Annotated in this window: 23 protein-coding genes; 12 read left to right on the forward strand and 11 right to left on the reverse strand. The window is 36.5% G+C overall.

Annotated elements, in window-relative coordinates; genetic code table 11:
* Window positions 1-26: 26 nt before the first annotated feature.
* On the reverse strand, window positions 27-425 hold the full coding sequence (locus WJN01_RS14645; RefSeq protein WP_445197908.1) for an ankyrin repeat domain-containing protein: 399 nt from the start codon (window positions 423-425) through the stop codon (window positions 27-29).
* A gap of 250 nt (window positions 426-675) precedes the next feature.
* Between WJN01_RS14645 and gpmI the strand changes: the two genes are divergently transcribed.
* From gpmI to WJN01_RS14665, 4 genes are all read left to right on the forward strand, one after another.
* Complete coding sequence (gpmI, locus tag WJN01_RS14650; protein WP_445197909.1) at window positions 676-2,193, forward strand: 2,3-bisphosphoglycerate-independent phosphoglycerate mutase; 1,518 nt, start codon at window positions 676-678, stop codon at window positions 2,191-2,193.
* A gap of 46 nt (window positions 2,194-2,239) precedes the next feature.
* The gene (locus WJN01_RS14655) at window positions 2,240-2,647 is read left to right on the forward strand and encodes a BT0820 family HAD-type phosphatase (protein ID WP_445197910.1); all 408 of its coding nucleotides are present in this window, start codon (window positions 2,240-2,242) and stop codon (window positions 2,645-2,647) included.
* A gap of 75 nt (window positions 2,648-2,722) precedes the next feature.
* Window positions 2,723-3,541 carry a type I methionyl aminopeptidase gene (gene map, locus WJN01_RS14660; RefSeq protein ID WP_445197911.1) on the forward strand — a complete coding sequence of 273 codons (819 nt, stop codon included), beginning with the start codon at window positions 2,723-2,725 and terminating at the stop codon, window positions 3,539-3,541.
* A 5-nt stretch (window positions 3,542-3,546) separates the two neighbouring features.
* Complete coding sequence (locus tag WJN01_RS14665; RefSeq protein ID WP_445197912.1) at window positions 3,547-4,383, forward strand: class I SAM-dependent methyltransferase; 837 nt, start codon at window positions 3,547-3,549, stop codon at window positions 4,381-4,383.
* On the opposite strand, the gene WJN01_RS14670 is transcribed toward WJN01_RS14665, so the two are convergent.
* Together WJN01_RS14670 and WJN01_RS14675 are read right to left on the reverse strand one after the other, a co-directional pair.
* The gene (locus WJN01_RS14670; RefSeq protein ID WP_445197913.1) at window positions 4,380-5,351 is read right to left on the reverse strand and encodes an FAD:protein FMN transferase; all 972 of its coding nucleotides are present in this window, start codon (window positions 5,349-5,351) and stop codon (window positions 4,380-4,382) included. The genes WJN01_RS14665 and WJN01_RS14670 overlap by 4 nt on opposite strands.
* A complete protein-coding gene (locus WJN01_RS14675; RefSeq protein WP_445197914.1) occupies window positions 5,352-5,729 on the reverse strand; it encodes a DUF8840 domain-containing protein in 378 nt (125 codons plus the stop codon).
* A gap of 439 nt (window positions 5,730-6,168) precedes the next feature.
* Here WJN01_RS14675 and WJN01_RS14680 point away from each other — a divergent pair, with 439 nt between their 5' ends.
* The 3 genes from WJN01_RS14680 to WJN01_RS14690 all read left to right on the forward strand — a co-directional run bounded on the left by WJN01_RS14680 (window position 6,169) and on the right by WJN01_RS14690 (window position 9,020).
* A complete protein-coding gene (locus tag WJN01_RS14680; protein WP_445197915.1) occupies window positions 6,169-7,608 on the forward strand; it encodes an SLC13 family permease in 1,440 nt (479 codons plus the stop codon).
* Window positions 7,609-7,703: 95 nt separating this feature from the next.
* The gene (locus WJN01_RS14685) at window positions 7,704-8,501 is read left to right on the forward strand and encodes a DUF6090 family protein (RefSeq protein WP_445197916.1); all 798 of its coding nucleotides are present in this window, start codon (window positions 7,704-7,706) and stop codon (window positions 8,499-8,501) included.
* A 57-nt stretch (window positions 8,502-8,558) separates the two neighbouring features.
* Entirely contained in the window at window positions 8,559-9,020 is a 462-nt protein-coding gene (locus WJN01_RS14690; RefSeq protein WP_445197917.1) for a Na(+)-translocating NADH-quinone reductase subunit F, read from the forward strand.
* A gap of 75 nt (window positions 9,021-9,095) precedes the next feature.
* Here the strand turns inward: WJN01_RS14690 and nqrF are convergent, their stop codons facing one another.
* The 6 genes from nqrF to WJN01_RS14720 all read right to left on the reverse strand — a co-directional run bounded on the left by nqrF (window position 9,096) and on the right by WJN01_RS14720 (window position 15,215).
* Window positions 9,096-10,403 carry an NADH:ubiquinone reductase (Na(+)-transporting) subunit F gene (gene nqrF / locus WJN01_RS14695; RefSeq protein WP_370477096.1) on the reverse strand — a complete coding sequence of 436 codons (1,308 nt, stop codon included), beginning with the start codon at window positions 10,401-10,403 and terminating at the stop codon, window positions 9,096-9,098.
* A gap of 1 nt (window position 10,404) precedes the next feature.
* Window positions 10,405-11,151: an NADH:ubiquinone reductase (Na(+)-transporting) subunit E gene (gene nqrE / locus WJN01_RS14700; RefSeq protein WP_445197918.1), complete on the reverse strand. Its 747-nt coding sequence runs from the start codon at window positions 11,149-11,151 to the stop codon at window positions 10,405-10,407.
* Window positions 11,152-11,225: 74 nt separating this feature from the next.
* Window positions 11,226-11,873: an NADH:ubiquinone reductase (Na(+)-transporting) subunit D gene (locus tag WJN01_RS14705; protein ID WP_370476955.1), complete on the reverse strand. Its 648-nt coding sequence runs from the start codon at window positions 11,871-11,873 to the stop codon at window positions 11,226-11,228.
* 5 nt (window positions 11,874-11,878) lie between these two features.
* On the reverse strand, window positions 11,879-12,631 hold the full coding sequence (locus WJN01_RS14710; RefSeq protein WP_445197919.1) for a Na(+)-translocating NADH-quinone reductase subunit C: 753 nt from the start codon (window positions 12,629-12,631) through the stop codon (window positions 11,879-11,881).
* Between the two features lie 2 nt (window positions 12,632-12,633).
* On the reverse strand, window positions 12,634-13,860 hold the full coding sequence (locus tag WJN01_RS14715; protein ID WP_445197920.1) for an NADH:ubiquinone reductase (Na(+)-transporting) subunit B: 1,227 nt from the start codon (window positions 13,858-13,860) through the stop codon (window positions 12,634-12,636).
* The gene (locus WJN01_RS14720) at window positions 13,860-15,215 is read right to left on the reverse strand and encodes a Na(+)-translocating NADH-quinone reductase subunit A (protein ID WP_445197921.1); all 1,356 of its coding nucleotides are present in this window, start codon (window positions 15,213-15,215) and stop codon (window positions 13,860-13,862) included. Before WJN01_RS14720 ends, WJN01_RS14715 begins: the two co-directional genes overlap by 1 nt.
* Before the next feature lie 165 nt (window positions 15,216-15,380).
* On the opposite strand from WJN01_RS14720, the gene WJN01_RS14725 reads away from it, so the two are divergent.
* Together WJN01_RS14725 and apaG are read left to right on the forward strand one after the other, a co-directional pair.
* Window positions 15,381-16,631: a type IX secretion system plug protein gene (locus WJN01_RS14725; RefSeq protein WP_445197975.1), complete on the forward strand. Its 1,251-nt coding sequence runs from the start codon at window positions 15,381-15,383 to the stop codon at window positions 16,629-16,631.
* A 106-nt stretch (window positions 16,632-16,737) separates the two neighbouring features.
* Window positions 16,738-17,124, forward strand: coding sequence for a Co2+/Mg2+ efflux facilitator ApaG/CorD (apaG, locus tag WJN01_RS14730; protein WP_370476960.1), 387 nt, complete (start codon window positions 16,738-16,740; stop codon window positions 17,122-17,124).
* A 44-nt stretch (window positions 17,125-17,168) separates the two neighbouring features.
* On the opposite strand, the gene WJN01_RS14735 is transcribed toward apaG, so the two are convergent.
* Window positions 17,169-18,161: a DUF6695 family protein gene (locus WJN01_RS14735; RefSeq protein WP_445197922.1), complete on the reverse strand. Its 993-nt coding sequence runs from the start codon at window positions 18,159-18,161 to the stop codon at window positions 17,169-17,171.
* Window positions 18,154-18,879, reverse strand: a complete 726-nt coding sequence (locus WJN01_RS14740) for an NRDE family protein (protein WP_445197923.1) — start codon at window positions 18,877-18,879, stop codon at window positions 18,154-18,156. Before WJN01_RS14740 ends, WJN01_RS14735 begins: the two co-directional genes overlap by 8 nt.
* Before the next feature lie 151 nt (window positions 18,880-19,030).
* On the opposite strand from WJN01_RS14740, the gene pruA reads away from it, so the two are divergent.
* From pruA to WJN01_RS14755, 3 genes are all read left to right on the forward strand, one after another.
* Entirely contained in the window at window positions 19,031-20,659 is a 1,629-nt protein-coding gene (pruA, locus tag WJN01_RS14745) for an L-glutamate gamma-semialdehyde dehydrogenase (RefSeq protein WP_445197924.1), read from the forward strand.
* Window positions 20,660-20,873: 214 nt separating this feature from the next.
* Window positions 20,874-21,251, forward strand: a complete 378-nt coding sequence (locus tag WJN01_RS14750) for a hypothetical protein (protein ID WP_445197925.1) — start codon at window positions 20,874-20,876, stop codon at window positions 21,249-21,251.
* A gap of 338 nt (window positions 21,252-21,589) precedes the next feature.
* Window positions 21,590-24,013: a CehA/McbA family metallohydrolase gene (locus WJN01_RS14755; protein ID WP_445197926.1), complete on the forward strand. Its 2,424-nt coding sequence runs from the start codon at window positions 21,590-21,592 to the stop codon at window positions 24,011-24,013.
* The last annotated feature ends 14 nt before the right edge of the window (window positions 24,014-24,027 follow it).

A 24,027-nucleotide genomic window follows, 5' to 3' on the forward strand; every position in this document is an offset into this window, starting at 1 on the left:
AAAATAATTATGGAATCGTTTTATAATTATTTTTTCTTTTTGACTGCTGCCAGTGTTTCTTTTATAATGGCCGCAGCATCTTTTGCCCCGTGTAATTCGGCATATTTTAAAGCTGTCATTTTTTTGTCAGATTTAGCTTTTAAATCAGCGCCATGCGTAATTAAAAGCTTTAAAATATCGGTTCTATTAAACTTAGCAGCATACATAGCTGGAGTCATTCCATTAGATTTGGCATTAACGTCCGCTCCTCTTGCTATAAGTTTTTGAACGGTTTCCAAGTCGCCTTTAGCAATTGAGACACAAAAAGTGTTCACTTTAAAATAAGCTTCTACGTTGTAATTTTTCGTTGAATGTTGGGTGGTCGCATTTACAAATGTGATTGAAAAGCATAACGCGATTGCGGAAATGATGATTGTTTTTTTCATGATGAAAGATTTTAATTTGTTAAATGATTACGTTTTTTGATATACTAAAGAGACGATAATTTTTTCACCCTGTTACACAAAAATGGATTTATAACGTATTTTTAACGTTTAATTAGCATAACATTAACGGAACACTTCCATTTTAAAAAATTCATAAAAACCCTTGCCTAACGCGGTATTTGAGAAACGATTTATCTCTTTTTCTGCCAAACTTCGTTATCTTTGCAACATCTTAAAACTTTAACAAAAAATGAACAAAAAAGTTATTTTAATGATACTTGATGGATGGGGAAATTCACCAGATCCAAAAGTTTCTGCCATAGACCATGCCAACACACCTTTTATAGACTCTTTGTACAAAAAATATCCTTATGCAACATTACGTACAGATGGCCTGCATGTTGGTTTGCCCGAAGGACAGATGGGAAATAGTGAAGTTGGACACATGAATTTGGGTGCTGGTAGAATTGTTTACCAAGATTTAGTAAAAGTTAATTTAGCTGTTCAAAATAAAACACTTAACCAAGAAAAAGTGTTGGTTGATGCTTTTGAATATGCCAAAACCAATGACAAAGATGTTCATTTTTTAGGTCTTTTAAGTGATGGGGGCGTTCACTCACATATCAAGCACCTTTTAGGATTAATTGATGCCGCCAATGATTTCGGATTGAAAAAAACCTATGTTCATGCTTTTACAGATGGCAGGGACGTTGACCCAAAATCTGGAGTTGTTTTTGTAAAACAGCTTCAATCTCATATAGAAGGCACCAACACGAAAATAGCAACCATTTCTGGGCGTTATTACGCTATGGACAGAGACAAGCGCTGGGAACGTGTAAAATTGGTATATGATGCACTTGTAAACAGTGTTGGTGAAAAATCGGCTGATCTTGTAAACTCGATTGAGAAAAATTATGCCAATGATGTTACCGACGAGTTCATAAAACCAATAATCGCTGTGGACGATAACAATGAGCCAGTAGCCTCAATAAAAAATGGCGACGTTATTGTTTTCTTTAATTTCAGAACCGATCGTGGTAGAGAGCTTACCGAGGTATTGTCTCAAGAGGATTTCCCAGATTACGGCATGAAAAAACTTGATTTGCATTATGTAACGCTTACCAATTACAATGATACGTACAAAAACATCAAAGTTATTTTCAATAAAGATAACCTCACCGAAACTTTGGGTGAAGTTTTAGAGAAAAACAACAAAAAACAAATTCGCATTGCTGAAACTGAGAAGTATCCACATGTTACGTTTTTCTTTTCTGGTGGACGTGAAGCCCCATTTAATGGTGAGCAACGAATTCTAAGAAATTCGCCAAAGGTTGCGACCTACGATTTAAAACCAGAAATGAGTGCTTATGAATTGCGTGATGCCCTAATTCCTGAACTTAAAAAGGGTGAAGCCGATTTTGTTTGTCTCAACTTTGCAAATGGAGATATGGTTGGGCACACTGGCGTGATGGAAGCAGCCATAAAAGCTTGTGAAGCTGTTGATGCCTGTGTTAAGGATGTTGTAACCACTGGTTTGGAAAATGGGTACACCACCCTTCTTATTGCCGACCACGGTAATTGCGAAACCATGATTAATCCTGATGGCTCACCAAATACAGCACATACCACAAACCCAGTGCCTATTATTTTGATAGATAAAGACCTTAAAAAGATTAAAGACGGTATTTTAGGAGATGTTGCGCCTACAATTTTAAAAATTTTAAACGTGGAGCAACCTGCGGCTATGACGCAACATGCATTAGTTTAAACATAATAGTTTAACTTTGCATTGAATTTTAACGCCTTAAATCGAAATGAATTTTAACGATACACTCATAATTGCAGTCGATTTTGACGGTACCATCGTTGAAGACGCCTACCCAAAAATAGGGAAGCCCGTGCTTTTTGCCTTCGAAACATTAAAGAAGTTACAAGAAGATGGCCATCGACTTATTTTATGGACGTATAGATGTGGTAGTAGGCTGGATGAAGCCGTTAAATTTTGCAAAGATAATGGTGTTACCTTTTATGCCGTGAACAAAAGTTTTCCTGAAGAAGACTTCTCCAACGATATTAGTAGAAAAATTAATGCCGATTTGTTTATTGACGACAGGAACATTGGTGGCTTTCCCGGATGGGGCGAGGTCTACCATATGTTAACAGACGAATCTGCACCACCACTTAAAGTAAAAAAGAAAGGCTTTTTTGGTCTTTTCAATTAAGCAAAAACAAGGGTTGTTCTGAATATAAATGCATTTAAGTTTTTGAGTATCTTTGCATTCCTATAATTTATAGTTATGATTATTGTAAAAACGAGAGAAGAGATTGAATTAATGCGCGAAAGTGCCTTAATTGTATCAAAAACTTTAGGTGAATTAGCTAAGGAAATTAAACCTGGTGTAACAACACTTCAGTTAGATAAAATTGCCGAAACATGCATCAGAGATCATGGAGCCGTTCCTGGGTTTTTGGGTTTATACGATTTCCCAAACACGCTTTGCATGAGTCCAAACTCACAAGTTGTTCATGGTATTCCGAATAACGAACTCTTAGTTGAAGGCGATATCATCTCTATTGATTGTGGCGCTCTTAAAAATGGTTTTTACGGCGATCATGCATTTACTTTTCCCGTAGGAGAGATTGATCCAGAAACTGAAAAATTACTTCAAGTAACCAAGGAATCTTTATACGTTGGTATTAGAGAGTTTAAGGCGAACAATCGTGTGGGTGACGTGGGTTATGCTATTCAAAAATACTGCGAAGACCATGGTTATGGTGTGGTTAGGGAATTGGTTGGCCATGGCTTGGGAAGTAAAATGCACGAAGACCCAGAGATGCCCAACTATGGCAAACGTGGAAGGGGCAAAAAATTTATTGAAGGCATGGTAGTTGCCATAGAGCCCATGATAAATATGGGAACACAGCGCATAAAACAACACAGGGATGGTTGGACAATAACAACTCAAGATGGTAAACCTTCTGCCCATTTTGAACACGACGTAGCCCTTATTGATGGCAAACCCGAACTTCTTTCAACTTTTGCATATATTTATGAAGCCCTTGGTATTAAAAGTGATGAGGAAGTAGAATTTCGTCGCGAAGCATTAGTGCTATAACATTGATGAAAAAACTGTTCAAGTTAGTACTCAATTTCATTCCCAGACCCTTATTGATTAGGCTGAGTTACGTTGTTCGGCCCGTTATGGCTTTATTTTTAAAAGGCTCAAAATTTACCGACCCCATTGATGGTAAAAGCTTTAAAACCTTTTTGCCCTATGGCTATGGCAAACAACGAAACAATGTTTTATCGCCTTCAACATTAAGTTTGGAACGGCATCGGTTACTTTGGTTATATTTAAAAAATGAAACCGATTTTTTTCAACCTGAACTCGTTTCAGGTTCCATAAGCAATGTGGACAAAAGAATTATTTTAAGAGATGCCGAAACAAGTTCGGCATTAAAAGTTTTGCACTTTGCGCCTGAGCAAGCCTTTTTCAATCGTTTCAAGAAAATGGACAATTTGGATTATGTAACAACCGATCTTAACTCACCATTGGCAGATGTGAAAGCCGATATTTGTAACCTTCCGTTTAATGACAATGAATTTGACGTTATTCTATGCAATCATGTTTTGGAACATATCCCAAATGACAAAAAGGCAATGAGTGAATTGTTTAGGGTAATGAAACCTAACGGCATGGGTATTTTTCAAGTTCCACAGGATTTAAATAGAGAAACAACTTTTGAAGACGATTCGATAACCGATAAAAAAGAACGTGCCAAAATATTTGGGCAGTACGATCATGTTCGGGTTTATGGTCGTGATTATTTTAATAAGCTCCAGGCCATTGGTTTTAAGGTTGAAGAAGTAGATTACACAAGTAAACTTTCAGATGAGGAGATTAAAAAATTCTGTTTGGCAAAAGGGGAAATTATTCCTGTTGTCTATAAAAATTAATCTTCAGGAAATCCGTTTAGCGTTAACGTTTCCAACTCCCCATTCTCATTTTCAAAAATCAAAAACACTTGTAACTCCGGGTGCGATTTTAAAAATACTTTTACTTTTTCCATGCCCATGGCCTTAAAAGCCGTAGCATAAGCATCAGCTTCCATACAATGTTCAGAAATAACTGAAATGCTCAATAACTTTGTTTTACTAGGGTATCCTGTTTTGGTATCAATAATATGAGCATATCGGTTACCATTTTCATCAACTTTAAATTTCCTATACGTTCCAGAAGTAGCCATAGCCTTATTCTGTAAAGCAATGACTTTTAAAATAGACTGCGTTCCATCAAAATGTGGCATTTCCACACCAACCTTCCATGGTTCTTTTTTTTCTAGATTAATGCCTTTTGTTCTAATTTCTCCGCCAATTTCAACCAAATAATCCGAAACATCTTTAGTCTCTAAAAAATCAGCAATAACGTCTACGCCATACCCTTTGGCAATGGCATTGAAATCAATAAAAGCACCTTGAGGCTTTAAAATATTGTTGTGAATCCGTTCTACTTTATCGAAACCAACCGAAAGCATCAAACTATCAATTTTTAAACTGTCCAAATTGACGATTTTTCCCTCTGGGCCAAAATCCCAGGCATTTACAATAGCTCCAATTGTGGGATCAAAAGCACCTTTGGTTTCTTCGAAAATTTTCTTTGAAGCCTCAAAAACGCGAACAAAATGGTCATCAACTTCTTCAATCTCATTTCTATTCAATTTAGAAATTATTGAGTTGGGCTGATAAGTAGACATTGATTTGTTTACCACATAAAATAAGCTATCAAACTGGTTTTCGTAGTTGATTTCGGCGTTGTAAATAATATTATAGGATGTTCCAAAAACGAGACCGGTAAGCTTGGTGTTTTTTATTTCCGCTTTGCATGAAACAAAAAGAACTGCGACAAATAATAGTATGTTTTTCAATTAATTAAGATTCGTTTCAATAACTTGAATACCATTGTACTCCATTAAGTATTCTTCGCCCAGGTAAATGGGTGACTTTTCGCCATTTAAACTACCAATACCAACACCTGCGTACAACACTTTTGCGTCTTGCTCTCTGGCGTGCTGCTTAAAAGTTTCCATCCAAACAACATCATAATTATTGGGATTGTCAGGCAAAATTACTGCTCTCACAATAACAAAATAGTACTGTTTATTTTTATCGATACAGACAAATTGCGGATGCTTTTTCAGTTTACTGTTAACAGCAATAAACTCAAAACCGCGTTCCTCCAGTTCCTTTCCAACATGGTTCATGGCAAGATTGTGTAGTTCTTGTTTGGTTAGGGGTTGACTCATGGTACAAAAGTATAAAAAGTTAATTTGTTGATGACACTTTTAATCTCTTTCGTCTTAATTGTAAAATATGGCATAATAGGCAACCCTTAGTTTAACAATAAAAAGAACTATGTACAAGTAAATTAGCAACCTGATAACCATTTGATGATTTAATATTTGCCTTAACTTGAAATAATTGTATCTTTCCTCTTGCTGTTAATTGATAAAAAAACGTTACACAATACTTTTATATATTTAAAAGATGCCCACTACTATTTGAGCTTGGCTTATTTAAAAAAAGGAAATACAAAACTGGCCAAAAATAATTTTAACTTAAGTGGTACCTATTCAAGCAAGTCTATTTTAAAAGAATTAGAATATTGATACCTTTATCAACCACTGGATTAAAAAGCTGAAACAATTTAAAGCGCGATATAAAACTTTAACCATCTAAAAATAAATGACTAAACATCCCTTTTCTAAAAGAATCGGACTTTTAATCGGGCCACTACTCTTTGTCATCATTCAATTTATAACTCCGGAAATTATTTCCCAAAAAGCAACTACGGTTATAGCATTGGCCGTTTGGATGGTGCTTTGGTGGATTACCGAAGCTGTTTCTATTTCTGTTACCGCTTTGCTCCCACTTTTATTTTTTCCACTTTTTAAAGTTATGCCCATGGCAAATGTTGGCTCAAATTACGGAAGCCCCATAGTTTTTCTGTTTTTTGGTGGATTTGTTTTGGCTTTAGCTTTAGAAAAAGTCAACTTGCATAAGCGTATTGCCTTGAATATTATTAAAAGAACTGGCACTACACCCAACAAAGTTATCCTCGGTTTTATGATTGCCACCGGTTTCATGAGTATGTGGATTAGCAATACGGCCAGTACCGTGGTTATGCTACCCATCGCTATGTCTGTAATAAAATTACTGATTGATGATGAAGACGGTTTTACCAAAAAAGATTTGAATTTTGCCGTAAGTGTTATGCTTGGTATTGCATTTTCGGCCAATGCCGGTGGCATTGCAACGGTTATTGGCACACCGCCGAATTCGGTTTTAATTGGGCTTCTTGAAAATGAATATCATATTGAAATTTCATTTTTAAAATGGATGGTTTTAGGGCTACCTTTTTCTGCACTTTTAATTGCACTAATTTATTTGGTATTGGTAAAATGGATGTTTCCTAATAAAGGATTGGTATTTAATGCATCAAAGGATTTTATTGACATTGAACTCGAAAAATTGGGTAAAACCACCCCCAAAGAAAAACACGTTTTAACTGTTTTTGCGGTTATCGTTTCCTTATGGATATTCAGGAGCCTTATCAATTCATTAATTCCAAACTTGGGATTATCAGATACCATGATTAGCGTTTTAGGTGCCATTGCTTTATTTGCAGTTCCTTTTAACCTTAAAAAAGGAGACTTTGTTTTGCATTGGAACGATACCCAAAAATTAGCTTGGGGAATTTTAATATTATTCGGTGGAGGATTGGCCCTAGCAAACGGCATGTCGGCCAGCGGTATTGTAGATGTTGTAGCCAATATCATTTCAAATTGCAACATCAGTGTATTGGTCATGGCTTCGATACTTATAGCCTTAATGTTGTTTATGACAGAACTAATGAGCAATGTAGCCTTAACAGCGGTATTAGCTCCCGTAGTGGCAGGCATAGCCATAGGTTTAGAAATAAATATTTTATATCTGCTAATTCCTGTAACTATTGCCAGCAGCTGTGCCTTTATGCTCCCTATGGCAACTCCTCCAAATGCCATTGTTTTTGCCAGTGGCTATATAAAAGTAAACCAAATGGCCCGTGTTGGGATTATCTTGAATTTAATTTCCGTTGCTCTTTTAATTTTGTTGTTTCAGTTTGTTTTGCCAATCATATTTTAAAATACATTATAAACGTAACTTTAGAGAAACAATAATTTTTGTAAAGCCCTAACTTTTCTACAACAAATAATTTTGGCTAACCATATACGCACAACATGATTAAATTATTTCGAAGTATTCGTAAAAAACTATTAGCAGAGGGAAAAACCACCAACTACCTAAAATATGCTATTGGCGAAATTGTATTGGTGGTTCTAGGAATTTTAATTGCATTACAGATTAATAATTGGAATGAGCAAAGAAAACTTCAAAAGCTCGAAAAAACATATTATGAAAGTTTGTACACCGACATTAAAAAAGATTCTTTAGAATATATAAGAAAGAGTAGAAATGCTAATAGAAACATTCAAAAACTAAATAATATTTTAAAATTTATTGATAACGATTATGATATAAAAAAGACAAAGCTTGATTCAATTGACTTTGGCAATAAAATCTATAAAGATACGCTAGCTCTTATTTTTAGTTTCTCTCAAGCTGGTTTTGTACAATTCCCTCAAACCTATGAAAACACTATTACTGATTTAAGATCAACTGGAAATATTAAGCTTTTAAAAAATGAAGAACTTAAAAATAGAATTATAGACTATTATAATTCCCAGAAACTTTTTAAATCTTGGAATGAATCGCTTATTACAGCAAGACAGACTATGGAATCTGCCCTTAACAATATACTCAATGAGGAAGAACGTGTTGCCTATAACACAAAGGAAGGGTTGACTATGGATAAAATAGAATATTCTATTTTTCTTGAAAAATTAAAGCTCGAACCAGAATTTGATGGCTTGGTAATTGGCATGTTGCATTTACATTACCGAATATTAAAACAATGTGACGACAATTTGAAATATCATGTAATACCTATAATGGATAGTCTTAGAAAGGAATTTTAAAATCTAAATTCAGCCATTTTTTTTTGATTCTTAATGAATTATGTCTAATTTAATAAGATGAAAACAACAATCCGCTTTGAAAATGCTATAAGAAGGCTTTATACTGCTTTTCACAACAACACATTAAATCCAGAATGCTGTAAACAATGTGCTGTTGGAAATATTTTGGACAATACCGATAGCTGGAAACATCTATCTGATGACCACGGAAGTTTGAGGTTAAATTACCTTGGGCTTGTACACCAAAACCTTGGCAGGAAATTCAATGGATATTCCCCTTTGGAATTATTACAGATTGAATCTGTTTTTTTAAGTGCTTGTGGTTACCAATTACCATTTCACCATAGACATGTAAGACCTAAAAACCCAACCGATAAAAATATTTTATTTGATGGACTATCTGCCGTTGTTACTTTTTTATGTGAACTTGATGGTATCTCAAATGTTATGGATTATAACAAATTATTTGAAGTTGAAACTAATGAAGCTCACTTTCAATCTGAAAAAATCTCAGCTTAAATACTAAAACAAAAAAACCCAATACATTTGTACTGGGTTAATTTTTATAATGAGATGCTAAATAGCGATTATCTTCTAGCCTCCAAAGTCATCAAATCTTATATTCTCATCTGGGATACCAAAATCTTCTCCCATTTTTTGAACAGCTTTGTTCATCAATGGTGGTCCACAGAAATATAACTCAATATCTTCTGGAGCATCGTGTTTACTTAGGTAATTATCTATAACACAGTTGTGGATGAACCCAACAAAACCATCACCTGGAGAATCAATATCTTTTTTAACTTTCCAATTGTCTTCTGGTAAAGGCTCTGATAATGCCAAGAAAAATCTGAAGTTAGGAAACTCTTTCTCTAATTTATAAAAATGGTCTAAATAGAACAACTCACGCTTAGAACGTCCACCGTACCAATAGGTCACCTTTCTACCTGTTTTTAAAGTCTTAAATAAGTGATACAAGTGTGAACGCATAGGCGCCATACCAGCACCACCACCTACATAAAGCATTTCGGCATCAGACTCGTTGATAAAGAATTCACCATAAGGTCCTGAAATAATTACTTTATCACCTTTCTTTCTTGAGAAAATATATGATGAAGCTATACCGGGGTTAACATCCATCCAACCATTTTTAGCACGATCCCAAGGTGGGGTGGCAATACGAACATTCAACATAATTTCACGACCTTCAGCTGGGTAAGAAGCCATGGAATAGGCTCTTTCCACTGTTTCATCATTCTTCATGACTAAAGGCCAAAGGCCAAACTTATCCCATTCTGCTTGAAACTTATCTGGAGTTTCATGCTCTTCTGGGTGTGCCGTAATATCAATATCAGAATATTTTATTTCACATTCTGGAATTTCAATTTGAATGTAACCACCAGCTTTGTAGTTCATGTCCTCAGGGATTTCAACCACAAACTCTTTAATAAAAGACGCTACGTTAAAGTTACGAACAACAACAGCCTCCCATTTTTTAATACCAAAAACCTCTTCAGGAATGGTGATGTTCATGTCTTGCTTAACCTTTACTTGGCAAGCCAGACGTGCACCATGCTGCAATTCCTTTCTTGTAAAATGAGGGGTTTCTGTTGGAAGAGCTTCTCCTCCACCAGACAACACATGGCATTCACATTGAATACAAGTTCCACCACCACCACAGGCAGACGGTAAAAATATTTTCTTTGAACCCAAAGTTGAAAGCAAACTTCCTCCAGAGGCCACTTCAATTTCCTTTTCACCATTTATGGTAATCTTGACTGGGCCCGAAGGCGATAATTTTTGTTTTACAACTAATAGTAATGCAACCAACAACAACGTAATAACCAAAAACGCTACTACTGTTACTGTAATTGTTCCTGTTGTACTTGCGGCTAAAATCATGTTACTCATTTACTTTTATGTTGTTAGCTAACACTTCTTCGTCTGTATTTTCTACTTCGCTCAATACGACCTTATCTTCTGTTTCTTTCTGAACTGAAGCAGTTTTTTCCTCTTTTGCGCCTTCATCATCACCACCTGTTAACATACCTCCAAAACTCATAAAACCTATAGCCATTAAACCTGTAATGATGAAGGTAATACCTAATCCTCTTAACGCTGGCGGCACCTTAGAGTATCTGATTTTTTCACGAATAGCTGCAATAGCCAAAATAGCTAAAAACCATCCTATTCCTGAGGCAATACCATAATTAAAAGCTAAACCTAAAGAAGGAATTTCACGAGATTGCATAAATAGTGAACCTCCCAAAATAGCACAGTTTACAGCAATAAGTGGCAAGAAAATACCAAGTGAATTGTATAATGATGGTGAAAATTTCTCAACCACAATTTCAACCAATTGCACCATGGTAGCAATTGTTGCTATGAACATGATGAATGATAAGAAGCTTAAATCGTAATCGGCATATTCTTCACCCAACCAAGTTAGAGCACCGGGTTGCAAAAGATATTGGTCCAACAACCAGTTTAAGGGTACCGTAATAGCCAAAACAAAGATTACGGCGGCACCAAGACCTACAGCCGTACTTACTTTTTTAGATACAGCAAGGTAAGAACACATTCCTAAGAACGTGGCAAATACCATGTTGTCTATAAATATTGATTTGAAAAATAATTCTATATGTTCCATATTATTATAAGTCTTCAGTATTCAGTATTTAGTCTTCAGTAACTGCTTACTGCGACTGCCAACTGCCTACTATTTTAATGATCTTCTATTAATGCTTTATTTTTTGTTCTTTGCACCCAAATGATAATACCCACAACGATTAATGCCATTGGCGACAACAGCATAAAACCGTTATTTTCATAACCTATGGCGTACAAACCAGTTTTTTCAATAGGATCACCCAACACCTTAAAACCTAATAAAGTACCCGATCCAAGCAATTCTCTAAAGAACCCAACTATAATTAAGATGGCACCGTAGCCTGCTGCATTTCCTATACCATCTAAAAACGAACGCCATGGGCCATTACCTAAGGCGAAGGCTTCAAAACGCCCCATAATGATACAGTTGGTAATGATTAACCCTACGAATACGGATAATGTTTTACTTAATTCATAAGAGAATGCTTTGAGCACTTGGTCAACTATAATTACTAAAGCAGCAACAACAACCAATTGAACAATGATTCTAATTTTTGAAGGAATGATGTTTCTCATTAAAGAAATAACAACATTACCAATACCTAAAACAGCCATTACCGAGATAGCCATAACAATTGATGCTTTCAACTGTGCCGTAATTGCCAATGCCGAACATATACCTAAAACCTGAATAGTAATTGGGTTATTATCCGCTAATGGATCTGTAATTAACTTGGCATCTTTTTTTGATAAAAGTCCCATATAAATTAATTGTTTTTTAGATTATCAAAATAAGGTTTGTAAAGCTTTAAATCACTTTTAATCATAGCTGATACACCGTTGCCTGTAATTGTAGCACCAGCAATTGCATCTACCTCATTATCTGTTTTGTCTTTATTTGTTGGATCTGAATTTCCTTTGGCAACATCAACACCTTTAAAGTTTCCGTTGGCATCCAATACATGCTCGCCAATAAAATCATCCATAAAAAAACGCTCTTTAATATTTGCTCCTAAACCAGGTGTTTCTCCTTTGTGGTCAAAATATGCCCCTTGAATTACCATATCTTTGTCTAAAGAAACATATCCCCAAATGGCATCCCACAGTCCTTTTCCATAAATAGGAATAACGTAAAATGTTTTTCCGTCTTTCTCTCCAACGAAAAGAGGTAGGTTGCGTTTTGATGCATCACCTGCAGCAGCAGCCTTATCCTTTTTCAAGTCGATTAAGTACGCCTGGTCGTCTTTTGAAACCTCGCCGTTCTTGATTACAACCTGATCTATTATGTATTTAGAAAACAGCTCGGAAGCTTCGGTAGTCGCAACGAATTCGGCACTACCACCTTCATTGTTATTTACTCCCATGGCATATAGAATATTTTGCTGCTTTTCTATACGCATGTTTTCTGAAATTTTCGGTTTTAATGCAGAAGCTGTAAAGGCTAGTAAGGCCCCCACAACAACTACCATCGCAATGGCGAATAAAATAGTGTATGAATTTTTTTCTGTATTAATTGCCATAATTAAGCCGCTTTAACTTTTAAACGTTTCATTCTTTTCTTCACATTAGCTTGAACAACATAATGGTCAATGGTTGGTGCAAATACGTTCATAAGAAGAATAGCCAACATCACCCCTTCTGGATATGCTGGGTTGAACACACGTATCATAATCGATATAAATCCAACCAAGAAACCATAAATCCATTTACCTTTATTTGTTTGTGAAGCCGTTACTGGATCTGTTGCCATAAACACAGTACCAAAAGCAAAACCACCAATAAGTAAGTGTTCCCAAAAAGGTGTATTCATCAATCCGAAGAACTTGCTACTTTCACTAACTATACCTGTATCTACTACCTGATTAAAAATCAACCCCATTACAATAGCGCCTACAACTGATGACAGCATGATTCTCCAACTTCCTATTTTCGTGAAGATTAAAAACAATCCGCCCAATAGGATAAGCAATGCAGATGTTTCACCCACAGAACCTGGAATAAAACCTAAAAACATATCTGCAGTTGAATAAACAATATCTTTACTCTGTGCCAAACTACCTAAGATAGTTTCACCAGAAATGGCATCTAAATTTTGACCCGCCGCAATAGCTTCATCTCGAGCAACCGCTCCATGAACCCAAACTTTATCACCAGACATCCAAGTTGGATATGCAAAGAACAAAAATGCCCTGATGGTTAATGCCGGATTTAAAATGTTCATTCCGGTTCCACCAAAAACTTCTTTTCCAATCACCACACCAAAAGCAACAGCAACAGCCAACATCCACAATGGAATATCAACTGGAACAATTAATGGTACCAACATTCCGGTTACCAAATAACCTTCTTCAACTTCATGTTTTTTGATGATAGCAAACAAAAACTCAATTCCAAGACCAACACCGTAGGAAACAATAACCAATGGAAGAATTTTCCAAAAGCCAACCATAAAATTATCGAGCGTCCAAAATTCGCTGCTGAAGAAACCACCCGACACCGCTTGTATTTCTCCCAAAGCCAAATAATGTTGGTACCCTGCATTGAACATACCAAAAATCAAACAAGGAACCATAGCCATGATTACCGTGTTCATGGTACGCTTTAAATCGTCCGCAGCTTTTATATGGGTTCCACCATGGGTAGTCTCATCTGGAAGAAATAAAAAAGTATGCAAAGCATTGAAAGCGGGAGCAAATTTTTTGTTCCTGTACTTTCTTTTTAAAATATGTAATCTCTTTTTCAATTCCATTATCCTATCTCTTTAAGCATTAAGTCTAATCCTTCTCTTATTATTTTTTGATGTGGTTGTTTAGACACACATATAAACTCTGTTAATGCAAAATCTTCCGGAGCTACCTCGTACATTCCCAAAGCTTCCATTTCATCTAAATCTTGATACATGCAAGCCTTTAAAATTTGCATCGGGTAAATATCCAATGGAAAAACCGCCTCATAGCTTCCGGTTACAACAAAAGCTCTATGCTCACCGTTCGTATTCGTATCGAGTTCGTATTTTTTCTTCGGGTTTAACCAAGAAAAAGTCAATGCTCTGGACGTTGATATTTTATTGAATACAGGTTTTGTCCAACCAAACAACTCATAATCATCTCCTTCTGGAATTATAGTAATCACATTGCTGTAATAATCTAAACTGCCATCTGGTCTTATTTCTTTTCCAGACAAAACGTTTCCAGAAATAATTCGGGTATCTCTAAATTTTTCAATACCCTTATCATAAACTATAGTAGACACTTCGCTTCCGATAATTGTTTTGAAGTATCTTGGTTTTTTAACCGAAGACCCAACCAAAGCAACAATGCGCTCTGCATTGAATTTTCCGGTCAACAACAACTCTCCAATAATAACTAAATCTTGGGCACTAACAGTCCAAACTACTTCTCCCTTATTAATAGGGTCTATTTTATTGATTTGTGTACCAACATTACCTGATGGATGTGGGCCAGAAACCTTGTGCAAAGTTATTCCTGAAAGCCCTGCAAGAGGTGAATTTGATTTTGCACCAACCGAAACATGAACCTTACCTTCTGTTAATTTCCCTAATGCATTGATTGCAGCTTGTAATTCCGCTTCTTTTCCTTGTAAAGTGAAATCTAAATCGGCCGCCAATGGTGCACTGGCATAACCAGAGATAAATATAGCTTTTGGTGATTTATCTGGGTTTGCAATTACATCATAAGGACGTTGTTTAATGAACGGCCAGCAACCAGTACTTAGTAAATGTGCTTTAACTGCTTCTGGCTTTGAACCTTCAACATCAAACTTACCATAATCTACATAAGTTTGCGGTTTACTTGCTTCAATTTTAATGGCATCAATGCGTCGTTTTGGCCCTCTTTGAATCTCAACGATTTTTCCTGAAACAGGAGATGCAAATTTCACAGCTTCCTTGTTTTTGTCATAAAACAAAATACTACCAGCTTTTACGGTGGTTCCTTCTTTTGCAACAAGTTTTGGTGTAACGCTATGAAAATCCTCTGGTCTTATGGTGCAGTAGTTGCTGATAACGGCCTCTTCCAAGGTTTTTTCAGCTTCACCAATAAGTTTTATGTCCAGACCTTTTTTAATACGAATGTCGTTTGACATATTTTTTATTGTAATTAGTTTACTAAAAATCGGGGCAAAAATACAAATTAATACCTATATTATTCGTTCAATTATTTGTTAGTTATTTTATTTATAACCGTTCTAAATAAAAGATTAAGTTAGGGCATAGAAATTGCATATATTTACCAAATAATTATGAAAGAAATGACATTGAAGTCTGTTTTGCTCTATTGCTTTTGCTTGATTCCGACCTTAATTTTCGCGCAGGTTGAAGAGGTAAATCCGCCCGATTACATTAAAACCATAAACTTTAGAGGCAATACAGCAGAAACTCAATTACCCATTCTGAGACTTGGCGAATATTTGGTTTTGGAATTTGATGCCCTGAACGGCAATGAGGACGATTATTACTATAAAATTGAACATTTTAATTTTGATTGGACACCGTCTGTTTTGGTTCGCTCAGAATTTATGGAGGGTTTTGATAATCAACGTATTCGCGATTATGAAAACTCATACAACACCTATCAAATTTATTCGCATTATAGATTGACTATTCCGAATGGGCAGACTCGAGGCTTAAAAGTATCTGGTAATTATCTCATTTCAATTTACAACAATAATGGCGACTTGGTTTTCTCCAGAAAATTCATGATTTACGAAGATAAAGCCAGCGTAGGAGTGAGTATAAAGCGTTCACGTGATGTTCAATTTATTGAAGAAAAACAGCGTGTGGACATAGTTATCACACCGAATAACATGCAATTCAATAACCCAAAACAAACAGTAAAGGCAGTCATCATTCAAAACAACAATTTACACACTTTAATTTCAAACTTAAAACCACAATATACCATCGGCAATCAACTCATTTATAAATACGATACTGAAACTAGTTTTTGGGGAGGAAATGAATATTTTTTCTTTGAAAACAAAGATGTACGAGCCGCAAACACCGGCATTCAATTTATCGATTTAAAAGAGCTTTACCACAACTATCTTTACGCCAATATTTCGCGCGCCAACAGACCCTACACCTACAACCCCGATATTAACGGAAACTATGTTATTTTGAATATTGATGCCGATGACCCGAGCATTGAAGCCGATTATGTTTGGATGCATTTTTCGTTGATCGCTAACGACAGTTTTAAAGATAAGGCCGTTCATGTTTATGGAAATTTTAATAATTACGCCATTGATGAAAGCACCCGAATGGAATACAACGAAAGCCAAAATAGATTTGAAAAACCTATTTTGTTGAAACAAGGGTTTTATAATTATAAATATGTTGTTATAAATGACGATGGTAGTATTGATGAGGGCATAATTGACGGAAATTTTTATCAAACCGAAAACAACTACAAAGTACTGGTTTACTATAGAGATTTAGGGGCGCGCTATGACCAAATCATCGGACTTGGTGAAGGCAGCTCAGTTAATATCTCGAATTAAAACGCATTTCAACTAATTTTTCAACCAAACACGTTAAAATTTAAGTCTCAAAACTTAATTTTGATTATTTTAGCAGCGCAAAACACTTTGTTTATCAACAGTTAGCATGGTTCAGCAAGTAACAAAAGGCATTAAAATTTCGGTTGAAACTACTTTTGAAGGCTCATTTTATAAAAACTATAAAATACAATATGCCTTTGGGTATACCATTACCATTGAAAACCAAAGCAAAGACTCCGTTCAACTCAACGCACGCCATTGGGAAATTCTTGATGCCCTGAATAATGTTGAAACCGTTTCTGGTGAAGGTGTTATTGGAAAAAAACCTGTTTTAAAACCTGGCGAATCGCATACCTATACTTCAGGATGTTTACTAACATCTCCTTTTGGTGCCATGCAAGGACATTACAGTATGGTAAACTTTACCACCACCAAAAAGTTTTTGGTTACCATACCTACTTTTAAGCTAAGTGCTCCTTTTGCTATAAATTAACAGACTTCATTACAAGGGGTAAGTGATTTGAGTTCTGTTTTTAGTTAAACCACCCGCTCAAACCTAAAAACCTTTCCATTCTGCCTGACATGAAAAAATTTGCAGTTTGAATAATGAATAAATTCAAACTCCAAATGATAATCAAAAGAGGCATCATCAACTACAAACCTATCGTGAACATCTAAATTGCCATATGGCGAAATACGCTTAAAATGATACTCCACATCATGGCCAATTTTATGAAGCTCAAACCAAGCACCAGCAGCAATACCAGACAACCATTGCGCCTTATCATGTAAGCCATCAACTGGTCTGGGCTGTAAGGTTCCCACAAAATTGACTTTATGGCCTTTTAGCTTATCTAAAAAGCAGCGGATATTTTCACTTTGTTGCGACCCTTCAAATTCGGTTATTTCACCTTTTTCAGAAACCTCGTAAACCTGATTTTCGGTATCTGCCAAAAGCACATTGCCAACCGTACTCGGTGTAAACCATTTTGATTTTATAAGTCTCTTCTTAATTTTTGAGTCGGTTACCGAAGCAATTAAACTATCGGTTACAAAACGCGCACAATTACAAGCGTCTTTAATAAAAGCGGCATACCTAATAAAATGTTTTTCCTGCATTTTAGTGATGTGCGTTCTAGCGTTTTTATAATCAATGGCGTGACACACCGATGCAATGAGTTTGCCATCGCCATGCGTTAATTTGGGATGGGTGCCCAAGAATTCCAGAATCTCATCAAGATTCGTGACTTTGTCGTTTTCAATGTTAGCCTTTAAGGGAAAATCTAATTCGTTATCGGTATCTTTTCCGCGTACACGCCCCGTTGGTTCAGGGGTTATATAGCGTCCAAAATCGTGATACTCCAAAATGCCTGTCTCCTTATTTATAAGTACCAAGGCCGCATGGCCAGCCCGTAGGTAATTCTTTTTTCCAACACCAACAAAACGCAGAAATGGTGAAAACCATTCCTTTGAAACCATAACAATGGTTTCTGGATAGGCCAGCGTTAAAATAATGCCCGTATTATTCATTGACAGTTTGCGGAAGATTAAACACTGTAGAGGAATTTGACTTATTTTGAAGACTTTGATGGCGCATTTCAATGGTATCTCCAGTTTTTTCAACTTGGGTAATACTAGTGGTTTTTACAAAGCCTCGGTCCATGATTACACCATAATCCTTGTTATTTACTCCAGCCGTTTTATGGAAATTCATCAAAGACTTTGCACTCAATTCATTACCTTTTTTAAAATTTTCAAACCACTGCAAACGCTCCTGTTTCATAGCTTCAGTATACAAAGTTGACGACGACCATATTTTTGGTTCAAGTGGCAACTCCACAAAATGTTTTTCGGCGCCGTCCCAAACCAATTCATAAAATTTTAGCGTATTATTCCAATCCGCTATTACGATGGTAAAAGGTTCAATATCCACCAACACATAATGTTCAATAGTTTTCACGATGTGTTCAGCAACCATAAAATCCTTGGCAATAACACCCCTACTCTTTCTATATGTTTCCTTTCGTTCATGAAGTTCAAAACCCCCATTTAAAACACAGACCAACCTATTTTTTTCGCTCACACCAATCCACGTTCCCCCGGCCAGTTCATCTTTTGGAAACAATAATTTGGTTCCATCAACGGTATAAAAATCTGGAGCAAGCGATTTTCTGGTAGGTGCTTCATCTCTATTGGAAGTCAGCACAAAATCATCGTCATTAGTGGGAATAATGGTTACGGTACACATAAAATCTGTAGTCTTAAAACATTAAGGCAACTTACAAAAAATAAATAAATTTTAACGCGCATTTAAGAATCCTTCATCCGCATTTATCCTTAGAAAATTCTTAAATTTGCGGCATAATTACTGAAAATTCAATAACAAAAATTCAAAAATCATGGGAAAAGGCTTTTTTAACGTACCAATTGCCGTAAATGAACCTGTAAAATCTTATGCCCCAGGCACTCCTGAACGGACTGCTGTTTTAAAGGCATATAAAGCCATGTACAACAGCAAAGTTGACGTGCCATTGTACATAAACGGGGAAGACGTTATAACCGGTAATACAAGAACCATGTCGCCGCCCCATGACCATAAACATATTGTAGGCACCTATCATTTGGCTGAAAAAAAGCATATTGAGGACGCTATTTCAACAGCTTTGGAAGCCAGAAAAACATGGAGCCAAATGCCTTGGGAACAACGTGCAGCCATTTTTTTAAAAGCTGCAGAACTGGTTGCTGGGCCATATAGAGCCCAAATAAACGCGGCCACGATGATGGCACAATCCAAAACCATACATCAAGCGGAAATTGATGCGGCTTGTGAGTTTGTGGACTTTCTGCGTTTTAATGTGCAGTACATGACCGATATTTACATGGAACAACCCGAAAGCACCAACGATGCCTGGAACCGTGTGGAATACCGTCCGCTTGAAGGCTTTACCTATGCCGTAACGCCATTTAACTTTACTGCCATTGCTGGTAACTTACCATCCTGTATGGCACTTATGGGTAATGTGGTTGTTTGGAAACCGAGCGATAGCCAAGTGTATTCTGCCAAAGTCATCATGGATGTTTTTAAGGAAGCTGGTGTGCCACCAGGGGTTATAAATGTCGTATTCGGAGACCCAGTAATGATTACCAATACTGTTTTGGCAAGTCCCGATTTTTCCGGGTTGCACTTTACGGGTTCAACATTCATTTTTAAAGAACTTTGGAAACAAATAGGCACCAACATCCACAACTATAAAACCTACCCTAGAATTGTTGGTGAAACCGGTGGAAAAGACTTTATCGTGGCGCACAAATCCGCCATTCCAAAGCAAGTTTCGACTGCAATTTCACGTGGAGCATTTGAGTTCCAAGGGCAAAAATGTAGTGCTGCATCACGGGCTTACATCCCTAAAAGCATTTGGGGCGACGTGAAAAAATATATTTTGGAAGATGTAAAATCCTTTAAAATGGGTTCGCCTGAAGATATGGGCAATTTTATAACCGCCGTAATTCATGAAGGCTCGTTTGATAAATTGGCAAAATACATTGATGCCGCAAAAAACGATGCCGAAGTTGAAATTATTGCAGGTGGCAACTACGACAAAAGCAAAGGTTATTTTATAGAACCAACTGTTATCGTTACACAAGACCCAAAATACACCACCATGTGTACCGAGTTATTTGGCCCTGTTATTACCATTTATGTTTATGAGGACGACGCTTACGCAGAAACCTTAAAATTGGTTGATGAAACCAGTGAGTATGCCCTAACAGGAGCCATATTGGCTACCGACAGGTACGCCATTACCCAAGCCACTGAAGCTTTACAGAACAGTGCCGGTAATTTTTACATTAACGACAAATGTACCGGTGCCGTAGTGGGCCAACAACCTTTTGGAGGTGCAAGAGCATCTGGAACCAATGATAAGGCCGGTAGTGCCCAAAACTTGTTGCGTTGGGTATCGCCGAGGTTAATTAAGGAAACCTTTGTAACGCCAACAGATTATCGTTATCCGTTTTTGGGTGAGTAACAAATTCCTGCTTTCGCAGGAATCTTATTAGATAAAACATTGAGGCTGCAAATTTTGTAGCCTCTTTTTTTAACTCTTTTTGAATTTGCAAAAATTTTCAGCTATATTCGTTTATGTATGCTGAACTTGTTTCAGTAACGACTATCTAAGTCATTAAATCGACGCATATCACCAAGTTATATGCAAGCTAAAAAAACTATCTTCTAAATAAAAAATGAATATTCTTTACATCATATTTTTCGGAATAATAAATATTCTGATTTTTGAAAAACTGACAAAAAAAATATCAATAAAGCCAAAAATCAGAATCGGACTTTTGACAACTCTACTTCCACTTTTGATTTTACATTTTGTAAACCCTTTTTATAAATCCCTTCCAAATAAGCTATTTATAATTTTAATCGGATTTAGTTTAGCGTTATTTATTTTTCATTATGGCAGTAAAATCTCTCTTTGGTTAGCTACTAATACCATAAGTGCCGAAAACAAAAACAAGGAATTATTTAAAAAATGGAATAATTTATGGGTATTATATGTGCCTTATGGTATGATTTCAATATTCCAAGTTACCACAATTATTAAAAATTCTTAGTAATCATATTTCTAAAAAAACTAAACTTTTATAAAAAAGCCAGCACATAACATTGTATAAAAATAATGCTTAGTTTTATACTTAATCAAAAGGTTAGTGCTTTTTTGGTCACTCTGATTTTCCTACGGAAAATCCTCGGACACAAAACCGCACTATTCCTATACGAACCGTTAAACGAGGAGAAAAAGCATACTTAATTCTTCAATAAACCCTCCGTCTCTTCAATAGGTATATTTATAAAAGAGATTAACCAAATTTTCCTATAATTAGTTAAATTTGGAAAAGCAGCCTCTTTTCAATTCCACATTCTACTTAACCACAACAAAAAGTATCTGTTTATGAAATTCTACATTAGCCTAATTGCCCTTTGTATTTTTAACATTTCCCTTATGCACAGCCAATGGACCAACCGTTATCCGCATGTTGATGGTTTTGGGCATCATGTTTATTTAGAAGGTTACGAACTGCCCATTTTAAATGCCGGCCCCACAGACCCGGCACCTTCACCAATAAATAGTCAATTGGTTTTTGCAGCAAAAGGTTGGCTTTGGCTAATGGAAACTGACTCAAAAACAGCCACAAGAATTACGGCCAGCGCACATTTAGACTCCAAACCAAATTGGTCGCCCGATGGCAAAAAAATTGTTTTTATTCGCGACAACAGCTTAGATACCGAAATTGTTCTTTTGGATTTAGAAACTAAAGCCGAAACCGTTTTGGTAAATACCAAAGCATTGGATTTAGACCCGATTTTTTCTAGGGATGGGAACTATGTTTATTACGCGTCGGCAGATGTTGGCTCGCTTGACCTTTGGCGCATAGATTTATCAACCAACGAAAAACAGCTTATTACCAAGGAAGACCATTTGGAACGTTTGCCCATTCCAACCAATTCAAGCGAATGGTTGGTGTACTTAAAAAAAGAAGGCTTTTCATATGACTCCATTGAATTGTTGAATACAGCGTCGAATGAGTCAAACCCGTTAGCAGAGGAAAATTTCACCTCACAAGCGGCTTTTTCATTATCGCCTGACAATCAAACCTTAGTATATACATGGCCAAGAGACGACTTTTACGAATTAAGGCTTTTGGACATCCTTACCCCAAAAAGCACCCTTTTGCTCACAAAAAGCAACCATTTACCATTGGGGCCAAAGTTTAATGGCGACGGAACATGGGTGTATTATTATGAGTTTAATTCTGATGAGCGTTCGGAATTAAAACGCATCAGCGTCAATGGTGGAATGCCCGAAACCTTGGAAATTAACAATTGGGTTTGGAACGCCCCAACGGCAAAACTTAAAATTAAAAGCACCGTTGATGGAAAAGTTGATGCCGTACGTATGAGCATTACCGATAGTTTCGGTCACCCCGTTATTCCCGAAAATGGCATTGTTCATTCTGATGGGCAAAACGGTATTGTTTTCTTTTATTCGCCTGATGAGATTGAAATAGAAGCCCAAACAGGCGAGCTAACCATAACTGCGGTTCATGGTTTTTCGACGGTTAAAACTACTGCGAAAATCAATTTGGATGAAAACACAAAAACTGCGGAAATCAACTTATCAAGTATTTGGGATGCCAACGCCAATGGATGGTATAGTGGGGACAATCATTTTCACATCAATTATGGTGGCACCAGTCAGTTAGACCCCAATGATATTGTTCTGGATATAAAAGCAGAAGACCTTGATGCCGCTTTTCCTTTGTTGGCCAATTTAGGACAGCGCTTTTTACAACAAAACCTTTGGGGCTGGAAACGCGATGAAGCACCGCTCATTGCCTTTGGACAAGAAGTGCGCTCACATTTTCTTGGGCATTTGGGCCTAATAGGAACACAAGATTTGTATTGGCCTTGGGTTTGGGGGCCTCGCTATGATATTTATGGTCGTGATGACCGATTAAACGCAGAACCCCTCAGGTTCGCAAAAAGTCAAAATGCATTAGGCGGTTATGTTCACCCCACAAGTGTTCAAAACCCATTGAGTGATGATGGAGCAAGATACATTCCCATAGAGCTAATTGCCGATGCCGTTTTGGGTGAAACCGATTATATTGAATTGGGCTGTTTATGGTCTGACGAAATAGGCACAGCAGCGCTTTGGCACCAAATGCTAAATATTGGTGAGCCCGTTACCATTTCGGGCGGTAGTGATGTTATGAATGACCTGTATCGAACTATGGCCATTGGTGCAACCAGAGTTTATGTAAAGCCAGAAGAAAATCTAACTATGGACAGTTATTTAAAAGCAATAAAAGCTGGACGAAGTTTTGTCACCAATGGGCCTTTAATCGAATTTAAAGTTGATGATAAAATATCTGGTGATGTCATTTCAGGAGAAAGCAAAAAAGTTACATGGACACTTGATGTGCACTCGGCTGTTCCATATGAAAAGGTTGAACTATTTGTAAATGGAGAAGTTGTTTGGACCAAAAAAGGAAACAGTAAAGCAGGAAGCAAAACTTACAAAGGTACTTTGGATGTTCTTAAAGGAGGATGGGTAACCGCAAGGGTTTCAGGAGGAAAGGTGGATTGGCCACTTATGGATAGTTATCCGTTTGCTGAAAGTGCTCCAATATGGTTCAATAAAATAGGTAGTACTGATGCTGTAGTGGCCAAACAATCCGCCAAAAACTTAATGAAACTTTTAGAAGTTTCAAAAGCGAGACTAGAAAGAGGTTATGGTGAACATTCTATCCCTAAATTGCAAGCTCATTTTGAAAAGGCAAAAAACAAGCTCATTCAAATTGTTGGAAACTGATAAATTAAAAGATT

It is taken from the genome of Tamlana sedimenti, assembly GCF_038148895.1.
Classification (GTDB): Bacteria; Bacteroidota; Bacteroidia; order Flavobacteriales; family Flavobacteriaceae; genus Tamlana.